The organism is Anoxybacillus sp., from assembly GCF_036834105.1.
Classification (GTDB): domain Bacteria; phylum Bacillota; class Bacilli; order Bacillales; family Anoxybacillaceae; genus Anoxybacillus.
On sequence record NZ_DAITON010000074.1, the window covers coordinates 1 to 11,046 of the forward strand.

The 11,046-nt window shown below is 39.2% G+C and carries 11 protein-coding genes; 8 read left to right on the forward strand and 3 right to left on the reverse strand.

Going from position 1 to position 11,046, the window contains the following annotated elements:
* Nucleotides 1-192: 192 nt before the first annotated feature.
* Nucleotides 193-1,548 (reverse strand): YjiH family protein, encoded by a 1,356-nt coding sequence (locus tag V7Z64_RS08480; protein WP_297987286.1) that lies wholly within the window; start codon nucleotides 1,546-1,548, stop codon nucleotides 193-195.
* Between the two features lie 357 nt (nucleotides 1,549-1,905).
* Here V7Z64_RS08480 and V7Z64_RS08485 point away from each other — a divergent pair, with 357 nt between their 5' ends.
* Nucleotides 1,906-2,874: a YbgA family protein gene (locus V7Z64_RS08485; RefSeq protein ID WP_297987288.1), complete on the forward strand. Its 969-nt coding sequence runs from the start codon at nucleotides 1,906-1,908 to the stop codon at nucleotides 2,872-2,874.
* A 14-nt stretch (nucleotides 2,875-2,888) separates the two neighbouring features.
* Here V7Z64_RS08485 and V7Z64_RS08490 read toward each other — a convergent pair whose 3' ends face one another.
* Nucleotides 2,889-4,199: an APC family permease gene (locus V7Z64_RS08490; RefSeq protein WP_297987290.1), complete on the reverse strand. Its 1,311-nt coding sequence runs from the start codon at nucleotides 4,197-4,199 to the stop codon at nucleotides 2,889-2,891.
* Between the two features lie 301 nt (nucleotides 4,200-4,500).
* On the opposite strand from V7Z64_RS08490, the gene V7Z64_RS08495 reads away from it, so the two are divergent.
* The 4 genes from V7Z64_RS08495 to V7Z64_RS08510 are packed head-to-tail and all read left to right on the forward strand — an operon-like array spanning nucleotide 4,501 to nucleotide 7,920.
* Complete coding sequence (locus tag V7Z64_RS08495) at nucleotides 4,501-5,406, forward strand: metal ABC transporter solute-binding protein, Zn/Mn family (RefSeq protein WP_297987292.1); 906 nt, start codon at nucleotides 4,501-4,503, stop codon at nucleotides 5,404-5,406.
* 2 nt (nucleotides 5,407-5,408) lie between these two features.
* A complete protein-coding gene (locus tag V7Z64_RS08500) occupies nucleotides 5,409-6,149 on the forward strand; it encodes a metal ABC transporter ATP-binding protein (protein WP_297987294.1) in 741 nt (246 codons plus the stop codon).
* Nucleotides 6,150-6,154: 5 nt separating this feature from the next.
* Nucleotides 6,155-7,054: a metal ABC transporter permease gene (locus V7Z64_RS08505; RefSeq protein WP_003395902.1), complete on the forward strand. Its 900-nt coding sequence runs from the start codon at nucleotides 6,155-6,157 to the stop codon at nucleotides 7,052-7,054.
* The gene (locus tag V7Z64_RS08510) at nucleotides 7,051-7,920 is read left to right on the forward strand and encodes a metal ABC transporter permease (RefSeq protein WP_297987299.1); all 870 of its coding nucleotides are present in this window, start codon (nucleotides 7,051-7,053) and stop codon (nucleotides 7,918-7,920) included. Before V7Z64_RS08505 ends, V7Z64_RS08510 begins: the two co-directional genes overlap by 4 nt.
* A 9-nt stretch (nucleotides 7,921-7,929) precedes the next feature.
* Here the strand turns inward: V7Z64_RS08510 and V7Z64_RS08515 are convergent, their stop codons facing one another.
* Nucleotides 7,930-8,058, reverse strand: coding sequence for a hypothetical protein (locus tag V7Z64_RS08515; protein ID WP_003395906.1), 129 nt, complete (start codon nucleotides 8,056-8,058; stop codon nucleotides 7,930-7,932).
* A 125-nt stretch (nucleotides 8,059-8,183) separates the two neighbouring features.
* On the opposite strand from V7Z64_RS08515, the gene V7Z64_RS08520 reads away from it, so the two are divergent.
* The 3 genes from V7Z64_RS08520 (at nucleotide 8,184) to V7Z64_RS08530 (ending at nucleotide 10,997) form a co-directional block, all read left to right on the forward strand.
* Complete coding sequence (locus tag V7Z64_RS08520) at nucleotides 8,184-9,428, forward strand: MDR family MFS transporter (protein WP_297987303.1); 1,245 nt, start codon at nucleotides 8,184-8,186, stop codon at nucleotides 9,426-9,428.
* A gap of 169 nt (nucleotides 9,429-9,597) precedes the next feature.
* Nucleotides 9,598-10,230, forward strand: coding sequence for a PEGA domain-containing protein (locus V7Z64_RS08525; RefSeq protein WP_297987305.1), 633 nt, complete (start codon nucleotides 9,598-9,600; stop codon nucleotides 10,228-10,230).
* 134 nt (nucleotides 10,231-10,364) lie between these two features.
* Nucleotides 10,365-10,997: a 5-bromo-4-chloroindolyl phosphate hydrolysis family protein gene (locus V7Z64_RS08530; RefSeq protein WP_297987308.1), complete on the forward strand. Its 633-nt coding sequence runs from the start codon at nucleotides 10,365-10,367 to the stop codon at nucleotides 10,995-10,997.
* Nucleotides 10,998-11,046: the final 49 nt, after the last annotated feature.

Genomic DNA, 11,046 nt, shown 5'->3' on the forward strand with positions numbered 1-11,046 from the left:
GTTTGTCTTTTGGGGATGGAAATTAATGTAATGAAAAATGCTCATCTACAGTAATGAATAAACCGATTGTTTTTCCGATATGCTGTTTAAACATATATTTCACCTCTATCCATATTTATGAATGGAACGTGTAATATGGTTGGACAGATAGAAGGGAAATGAAAAACGGGCGAGACGTTCGCCCGTTTTTCGTTAAAAGATCAAGTGTGCCATGAAAACGATAATTGGCAACGTAATAAGTGTACGGAGAAGGAAGATTACCACTAAATCTTTAAATGTAATTGGTAATTTTGATGCAAGCAGTAATCCACCAACTTCAGACATATAAATGAGCTGTGTAACGGAAACGCAAGCGATGACAAAGCGCGTAAACTCACTTTCAATCCCGCTCCCGATAATAGCTGGTAAAAACATATCTGCGAAGCCGACAACCATCGTTTGAGCAGCTGCCGCGGCTTCTGGTACTTGGAGAAGAGTTAAAATAGGTACAAATGGCTTACCGAGCCATTCAAATACCGGAGTTGTTTCCGCAATAATTAATGCAACAGTTCCGATAGCCATCACGACAGGTAATACACCTAGCCACATATCAATGACAGTTTGTACACCGTTTTTTAATAATTTTCCCATGTGACTGTTGCGTTGGGCAACTTCAGTAGCTTGTTTTAATCCCCATTGAAAAGGTGTATACCCAGCAGGGATTGTTTCATCAACAGGTACATGATGTTCGCGATAATACGTATCCGGTTTTTTAGATAATGGCGGAATGCGAGGCATAATGATCGCTGCTATAAGACCAGCAACAACAATTGTAAAGTAGTATGCCCCGAACATATGTTCAAGCTTCATATACGTAATGACAACAATACTAAATGTAATGGATACGACGGAAAATGTTGTTCCGATGACAGCCGCTTCACGTTTTGTATAAAAGCCATCCTCATATTGCTTATTTGTCAATAATACACCAATCGTCCCGTCGCCGAGCCAAGAGGCGATACAGTCAATCGATGAGCGACCAGGTAACTTAAATACAGGTCGCATAATTTTTGTTAAAAGTGCACCGCACAGTTCAAGTAAACCAAAATCTAAAAGTAACGGCAAAAATAAGCCGGCGAATAAAAAGACAGAAAATAAAATCGGAATTAAACTATATAATAACAAGGCACCTGTATTTTCAGACCAAACCCATTCTGGACCAATTTTCCATAATGTCATTGCCCCTAAAACGGATCCAACAACGCGAGCGACGCCAAACAAACCGTTTACATCAAATAGACGACGAAGAAAAGCGCTATCCATAATAAAAGAAGGTTGAGCTATTTTTGTAACGATCGTACCAATTGTAGCGGCAAACATAAACAACTCTGAAATTGTTGGAATGATTGAATGAAACTGTCCTTCAACCCATTTTGCTAATATCGCTACAGGGATTGTCATTTCTCCTTTGTACGGAAAAGGTAACATAAATAGAAATACACCAATGAGTGACGGAATGAGAAACTTCATAGTGTCAGCGAATGTGTACGATGGAGTATGCTTACTCATCTGTTTAACCACCTTTCATTTTATGTTTTGAAAACGGATACATAACATTACTACTATCGTAATATAAAAATAAAAATAGTCAATATAACAAAACGATTCAGAAATATAAATAAATGTCCTTGGTGTATAAATATAAAAACATGAAATTATATAAATACGAAAATATGAATCAATAACAATTTATTTATTGCAAAATAGGTAACATAGAGCATAATAAACCAAAACGATTATATAATCAATCATTTTTTTGTATAAACGTTCAAATTCGAAATTTTTTGTTTTTCTTAACACATCGATGCGTGTATTTTTTTTGTTTGTGCGATATGATAAACAAAAACGAGAAAAGGGGAATAACAAATGTGGTACTACGCAAAGCCGATTGTCGTTGTTAGTGAATGTCTCGGCTTTTCTCCTTGTCGGTATAACGGGGATCAAATAAATGATGAAGTAGTACATAAATTAACACCATTTGTTCAGTTTATCCCTGTTTGTCCAGAGATGCGTATCGGTCTTGGTACACCGCGTGAAACCATTCGACTCGTCAAAGATGGGGAAAGTGTCCGACTCGTTCAACCATCAACTGGAACGGATATGACCGAGCGGATGAATGAGTTTTCCGCTTCATTTTTAAAACAATTGCCATATGTAGATGGTTTTATTTTAAAAGGTCGGTCGCCATCGTGTGGAGTGAAAGACGTCAAAATATATAGTAAAGAACAAAAGGGGCCTGCAGCAGGGAAGGGAAGCGGTTTGTTTGCGGCACATGTAGTGCAAATGTTTGCACATAAAGCGGTAGAAGAAGAAGGACGGTTAACGAATTTTGTCATACGAGAGCATTTTTTGACGAAGCTATTTACTTTTGCTTTGTTTCGCGAAATAAAAGAGACAAACTCGCACGACCGCCTTGTTGAGTTTCATGCTGAGCATAAATATTTGTTTATGGCTTATCATCAACAAAAGTTAAAACAACTTGGCAACATTGTTGCTAATCGTAACCGTTTACCGATAGAAGAAGTGTTTTTACAGTATGAACAAACGCTATATGAACTGTTTGCACGTCGCTCACGCCGCAATTCGAATATTAATGTTTGTCAACATATGATTGGTTATTTTAAGCACGAGTTAAGCGGGGATGAGAAACGCTATGTCCATGAGTTGCTAGACAAATATCGTGCTGGTAAGCTACCGTTAAGTAGTGTGACAGCGGTTATTCGTTCGTGGGCCATTCGTTATCAAAATGATTATTTACTCAAGCAGCGGTACTTTCAGCCTTATCCAGAGACGTTGCTTGACGTGACGGACTCAGGGAAAGGAAGGGATTATTGAAAAAGCGACAAGGGTTACCCATGTCGCTTTTTTGTTATGGCGTAATACACTGGAATACCAGATAAGGTAACAATGACTGATAAAAACGTGTCTAGCGGCGCATGAAGTACCGTGCTCATAATAATATACGCTGTTCCGATAAGAGAAACAATTGGCGTAATTGGATAAAAAGGTACTCGATATAGCTGTTCGTTCGTTTCGGCTGATTTTCGTAATAAAAATACAGCAAAAAAGGCAAAACCGTAAAATAAAAATACGCTGAAAATGGCAATGTCTGTTAAACGATCGGCGTTGCCAAGTAGCATCATCACGATGGCAATCGTCACTTGCATAAGTGTTGCAAATACAGGTGTGCGCCATTTTGGGTGAAGATGGGCGAAGTAACGGGAAAACGGGAACAGCCCGTCCGTCGCCATCGCAAATGGCATGCGCGGGAAGGTCAAAACTTTTCCGTTTAAGCAACCAAAGATGGAGATTAAAATACCGATGGCAATTAATTTTCCGCCGAATGCCCCGAATAACATTGTCGCTGCTTCACTTGCTGCGTTTGGTCCGAGTGCTACAATTTCATCGGCACGAAGTACGTGAAGCAATGCGATATTGACAGCTACATAGGCAAACATCACGATAAGAATGCCAGTAATAATCGCTTTCGGTAATGTTTTCGCAGGGTTTTTCATTTCCCCAGCAACAAATCCAACGTTCATCCAGCCGTCATATGCCCATAACGTTGCTAAAACGGCTGCCCCCATACTAATCGTTTGACTACTTCCGCTGTCCATGCTGAAGATGGGTACATTGCCCTTGACCACTCCGAAGACAATGATCAGAAAAATAGGTAATAATTTTGCCGCTGTTAAAACACTTTGAACGATTCCGCCAAACTGTGAGCCGAGCATATTTATAATGGACAAAAATAAAACAGCGATGATTCCGATCCAAAGCTCACTTTCTTTCGGCAAACCGAAAACTCCTACAAATAATGCCCCAAAGTACAAGCCTAGCGCACCGATAACGGCAGGCCCATAAATGATGGTTTGTACCCATCCGCATAAAAAGCCCCAAAACTTCCCGTAAACTTTTTCAATATATACGTACAATCCACCTGTTTCAGGAATTTTTGCGCTCACTTCTGCAATCGTTAACCCACTAGCTAACGTAATGATTCCCCCGATAACCCAAGCGAGAAGCGCAAATGTTGAATTTCCAGTTGCTCCAATGACGACAGCGGGTTTCATAAAGATTCCAGATCCTATCACAGTACCAATGACGATGGCTGTCGCTGTAATAAAACCGATGCTTTGTTTCAATTCTGTTTTCGTCATGTTGTTCACCTCTAAAAGACAATTGTTTTTTTGTATCGAACAATCGCTATTATAGCATGAGATGGATGAAAACTTCTTTTTTTGAAAATTAAAATATTGACAGCGTGGAAAGAAAAGAATAAGATAAAACTAAAGTTGGCTTAAAGAAACTTTTTTAGTTCAAATCATTATTGTTTGCTTGTACCACATATCACAACATTTTTTGTTCACGCATATGATGGGCGAGCAAACAAATTTTTTGTACTAAATTTTGTATTAAGGAAACTTTTATACCTTTATACAACATGTGAGGAGGAAAAATATGAAAAAGTGGGCTATTTTATGGATCGCTTTGTTATTGCTGGTTGGATGTGAAGCGAAAGAGAGTGAAAAAGATGTCATCTATGTTGTAACGACAACAGGGCAAATTGCTGATCTTGTTGAACATGTTGGAGGAGAGCATGTTCGTGTAGAAGCGTTGATGGGACCTGGGGTGGATCCTCATTTGTATAAGGCGACGCAAGGAGATATTCAAAAATTGAGCCAAGCAGACATCATTTTTTATAACGGGCTTCATTTAGAAGGAAAACTTGAAAAAATTTTCTCTAACATGTCAAAAACGAAAAAAGTTGTCGCAGTCAGTAAAGGAATTCCTAAAGAAAAGTTGATTGATGTAGGTGGGGCACATGATCCGCACATATGGTTTGATCTTGATTTATGGAGTTATGCCGTGAGAACAGTAAGGGACGAATTGGGTGAGTTAGATCCAAAACATAAACAACAATATAACGAACGGGCCGAAGCATATGAATCTCAACTTATGCAACTAAAAGAAGAAACAAAAAAAGAGATGAGCGCCATTCCAAAAAAACAGCGTGTTTTAATTACGGCACACGATGCTTTTCATTATTTTGGTCGTGCGTATGATATTGAAGTGCTAGGGTTACAAGGATTGAGCACAGATGCAGAATATGGATTAAAAGATATACAAGAGCTTGTTCACTTTATTGTTGAACGTAATATTCAAGCGGTATTTGTAGAAAGTAGCGTATCAAAGAAAGCGATTGAAGCAGTTGTCGAGGGAGCAAAACAGCGCGGTCATCATGTTTCGATCGGAGGAGAACTATTTTCGGATGCGCTCGGAAAAAAGGGAACGGAAGAGGGGACATTTATTGGAATGTATCGCCATAACGTCAAAACAATTGCACGGGCATTGAAGGGAGAATGAACATGAATCCGCTAATTGTAGAACAGATGACAGTCGCTTATGATCGTCAGCTCGTATTAGAGAACGTATCCTTTTCTATTCCAGAAGGAAAGTTGGTTGGAATGATTGGCCCAAATGGAGCAGGAAAATCAACGTTAATGAAAGCAATGTTGAATTTTATTCCACGTATGAGTGGGAATGTTTTGATTTACGGTAAACCGTATGAAAAGCAACGTCATCTTGTTGGATACGTGCCACAACGAAATTCTGTTGATTGGGATTTTCCTACAAATGCCCTTGATGTTGTATTAATGGGACGATACGGTCATATCGGGTTATGGAAAAGACCACGCAAAAAAGATATTGACATTGCTATGGAATGTTTAGATAAAGTTGGCATGTTATCCTATGCAAAGCGACAAATTAGCCAATTATCTGGCGGACAACAACAACGTGTATTTTTAGCACGTGCACTAGCGCAAGATGCATCGATCTATTTTATGGATGAACCGTTCGTTGGGGTTGATGCGGCAACAGAAAAAGCGATTGTCCAGCTGTTGAATGAATTGAAAACACGTGGGAAAACGGTATTAGTCGTTCATCATGATTTGCAAACGGTACGGGATTATTTTGATTACGTTTTATTGCTAAATAAACGTGTAATTGCATTTGATGAGACGGAAAGTGTATTTACGTATGATCATATTCAAAAAACGTATGGTGGAAAAGTGACTTTTTTCTCTGCCACACATATCGTGGGGTGAATAATATGGACATCAATGTTCAATGGGTATTTACAAGCATGGCACTGCTCGGATTAGCGAGTGGAATGATTGGTACGTTTGCACTGCTCAAAAAACAAAGTTTAATAGGGGATGCGATGGCACATGCTGCACTTCCGGGGATTTGTATCGCTTTTCTTCTATATGGACAAAAATCGCTCCTTTTCTTTTTCATCGGTGCCGCTTGCTCAGGATATGTTGCCACAGCATGTATTCAGTTTATTGTTAAACATACGCGCATTAAAGAAGATGCAGCAATTGGTATTGTGTTGTCTGTATTTTTCGGTTTAGGAATCGTGTTATTGACATGGATCAATCAACATGAAGGTGGAAATCAAAGTGGAATTAACGACTTTTTGTTTGGAAAGGCAGCGTCATTGACTGGAAGTGACGTGAACGTGCTTGCTGTGACAACGATAACAATGATTATCATCACTTCTGTTTTTTTTAAAGAATTTAAGATCATTACATTTGATCGAGCGTTTGCGCAAGGAATCGGTGTACCGGTATCATTATTGAACGGTGTACTTATGTTTTTAATCGTCTCTGTTGTTGTCGTTGGTTTACAGGCGGTTGGTGTCGTGTTAATGTCTGCCTTACTTATTACGCCGGCGTTAGCTGCAAGATATTGGACAGAAAAACTAGAATGGATGACGTTGTTAGCTGGAGGATTCGGAGCTTTATCAGGGGTTGTTGGAGCATATGTGAGTTTGGTTGCCTACGTTCCAACCGGTCCGCTTGTCATTATTTTTGCAACGATGTTGTTTGTTTGCTCGTTTTTATTTGCTCCTAAACGTGGGGTGTTGAGCAAAATGATTCGCCAATATATTCAAAGACGAAAAGTGCGATCAAAACAGCTTGTGTATAAGCGAGGGGAGCAATTATGAGCTATACGATTTGGATTTTACTTACTGCTTCTCTTGTCGGGATTAATTGCGGGTTAGTCGGGACATTTCTCGTATTGCGAAAAATGTCAATGTTGTCAGATGCAATAAGCCATAGCGTGTTGCTAGGTATTGTTGGCGCTTATATGTTCAGCCATCATCTGCAAGGTGTGTCTATGCTCGTAGGCGCGTTGCTCGTTGGGTTGCTGACGACATTTCTTGTTCAATTGTTGCATCAAAAAGGGGTACAAAGTGACGCAGCCATCGGTGTCGTGTTCACATGTTTGTTTGCTATCGGTGTTGTTCTCATTTCGTTATTTGCAGATCGCGTCCATTTAGACGTTGAGCATGCGTTAATGGGTGAGATTGCGTTCGTGCCATGGGATGTACTTGAAGTAGGTGGAAAAAGTTTTGGACCGAAAGCCGTTTGGTTGCTTGGGTTTGTACTAGTTACGAACATATTTGTCATCGCCTTTGCTTATAAAGAACTAAAAATAAGTTCATTTGATAAAGAAATGGCCGTGACGCTTGGAATTCCAGTATCGCTTATTCACTACGTGCTGATGGGGATGCTATCATTAACGACTGTTGCGTCGTTTGATAGTGTTGGAGCGATCTTAGTAGTGGCGATGCTTATTGTACCGAGCGCGACAGCATATTTATGGACAGACCGACTGAGCATCATGCTTGTATGCAGTGCGATGATCGGGGTTTTAGCATCAATGGTCGGTTATATGATGGCTGCTATATTCAATGTTTCTATTTCAGGAGCCATTGCTGTATCAACAGGTGTCCTCTTTTTTATCTCTTTATGGATCGCACCGAAACATGGGATATTGAGGAAATGGCTAAAAAAATCTCCTGCCTAGGCAGGAGATTTAATCTTTTATGGCAGAAAGAAATGCATCAACAACGCTTACATCATTTGTGATTAAAAAAGCAGGAAGTAACGTTATAATTGTCACAACTGTCGCATATGAGACGATAATATTTTTCACTATTTTCATTGTGTTCACTTCCTTTTGATTTTATTTTCTTACTTTTCTGTATTTTTGTCAATATTTTTTTACAAGAGAAATTTTTGTACGAAAATGGTATAATGAAAAAATAGTTGTTTTTAAGGGGGGATATGATGCGAATACGCGATTGGGATCGAAATTTACGCATTCGTTTAGTCGGGGAATCGTTCGTTGGGGTTACTTTTTGGATGATATTTCCTTTTATCGCTATTTATTTTTCTAATATGTTCGGTAGGGAAAAGGCTGGGATATTGCTCGTTATTTCACAATTTTTTTCTGTTGTTGCGAATTTGCTTGGAGGATATTTTGCTGATCGCTTTGGAAGAAAAAAAATGATGGTGCTCGCTGCGTGTGGGCAGGCAGTTGCTTTTTTCTTATTTGCATTAGTCAATTCTCCACTATTCTCATCACCTGTGATGAGTTTTATTTGTTTTGCCCTCGTAGGTGTATGCGGTTCACTTTATTGGCCTGCTAGTCAAGCGATGGTTGCTGATGTCGTGGCAGAAAAGGATCAAAGTAGTGTATTTGCTGTATTTTACACGATGAATAATGTGATGGTCGTTATTGGTCCGCTACTTGGAGGAATCTTTTATCCACAACATTTTTTTTACTTACTGCTCGTTGCCGGAATATTTTGTGCAATTGTCGCTACCGTTTTGTTCATTTACTTAGAGGAAACGGCACCGTTGTGGGCGAAAACGACAGGAACATGGTACACCTTTTTTGTTGAGCAATTAAAAAATTATCGTCTTATTGCGAAAGACCGCACGTTTCTTTTGTTTATCGTTGCTGGTGTCCTCGTTGCTCAAACGTTTATGCAACTTGATATTTTAATCCCTGTGTATGTGAAAGACGTTGTTTCAGAGCAAACGTTAATTTCTACCGGTCATTGGTCACTTTCGTTGAGCGGAGAAAAAGCATTTAGTGTACTTATTGCTGAAAATGGATTGCTTGTTGCTTTATTTACGGTGGCGGTAACGAAATGGATGGGAAACTACAAAGAAAAGTCGGTATTTGTATGGTCCTCTCTTTTGTATGGATTCGCTATTTTCTTTTTCGGTCAAACGACATCGCTTTGGATCATGGTCATTTTAATCGGTATATTTACACTTGCGGAACTTATGACGGTTGGTTTACAACAAACATTTGTCGCTAGATTAGCCCCTGATCATATGCGAGGACAATATTTCGCAGCGGCGAGCTTGCGTTTTACGCTTGGTCGTATGATTGCTCCGCTCGTTTTAACGTTGCCGTTTGCGTATCATTGGACATTTTTTGTTTTAATGTTACTTGCTATATGTAGTGCATGGTTGTATGCTGTCATGTTTCAAATGATGGAAAGAAAGTCATCTTGTTAGTGGGTAATTGAAACAATCGATGTATAGAGAAGTGGTCACGTTGTCGTTGACATCACGTGACTACTGATGTACATATATGATGTAAAGTCCCTTCTTTTTCTCATATTTTCCCTTTTCTCGTCATACATATGATGATGTAAATATGATGAGAAAAAGAGGGGAAATACGTGTGAGTGAACAAGGGGGATTACAAGACGGGGCGATGACACGGAGCAAGCGACGAAAACGAAAGCGGACATGTATTGCCTCCATGTTGTTGCTCGTTGTAAGCGTGTGTGCTGTCGGTGTATGGGGAATGGCCAAACAAGAGAGAAGCGAACAAAAAGTAATTGAGCAATTTATGACAGCGCTACGCCAAGAAGATGTACATACGTTGCGACAATTCATCGATATTCCGTTGGAAAGTGATGACACTCTTTTACCGTTGTTTGCCTATTTGCGTAAACATCCTGAAGGTTATGAGCAAATTAGAAAAGAATTGAAGCAACAGCAAGACGATCGAGTTTACATAAAAGGATTAACGTCAACTCCTCCAGTTTTTCTCATGAAATTGTCGCAAGGAGTGTACAAATTTGAGCCGGCATTGTATCACGTATATGTGCAAACAAATGAAAAAGGGGCTCGCATTTTTATTAACGATACGGATGTCGGAGAGACAAATGTATCATTAACGAAAGTAGGATCATATATTCCGGGGTTATATGAGCTAAAATTAGTTACAGATGAACGTGAACAAACGAAGCAATTGTTGCTTTTTGGAGGAGAGCGAATTCGTATCGTTCATTTCGATTCGAATGAGTAGATGCAACGACATGTTGCGTCTTTTTTTATGGACAATTGAAACACTTCGTTCTGTCGATACGTAATATAATCATCATTTCCATTTCATAAAAAATCATAGTAAAATAAAGGATCATAGACGATGGGAGGACAACGATGAAACGGTTCATTCGGACGATATGGCGGTGGTTTGTATCATGGAACGTTGGTTTATTTAGCGCCCTTATTTCGTTATTTGCGTTTCGCTTGCCGTTTCCTATTTCATTTTTGATCGGAGTAAGTATAGGAGTGATGTACTCAATCTATATAAAGAAAAAAGAGAGGAAACACATATCTTATCGTTCGAAAGACGAACGGTTGAAAGATGCGAAAAAAAAGGTACGGAAAATCGGACAAAGTTTATGGCGAATTCGTTCGATTTCGATGTTTTCTAAGCTTTCTCGTTTATACTCCATCTGTCAAAAAATGATCGAAATTGTTGAGAAACAATCGGATCGTTTAGCTGTCGCGCAACCGTTTTTTAACACGACGTTAGATTCAATTGTTACAATTATTGATAAATATATTTATTTAATGAAACAGCCGGTGAAAAACGATGATATTCGCCAAGCGATCAGTGAAGCAGAGCAAGCGCTTGATCTTGCACTGGCGAAAGCGGAAAATCAACTATTGGACATGCTTGAAGAAGACTTGTTTGATTTACAAACGGAAGTAAAACTTGTTAAACATACGATTACAACAGAAGAATCTCTTTCTTTACCAACGAAACATACAGTAACAATGAGGTAGTGTCAAAAATTCTATGAAAAGTACCGATGAGCGACTTGTTACAGGAAAA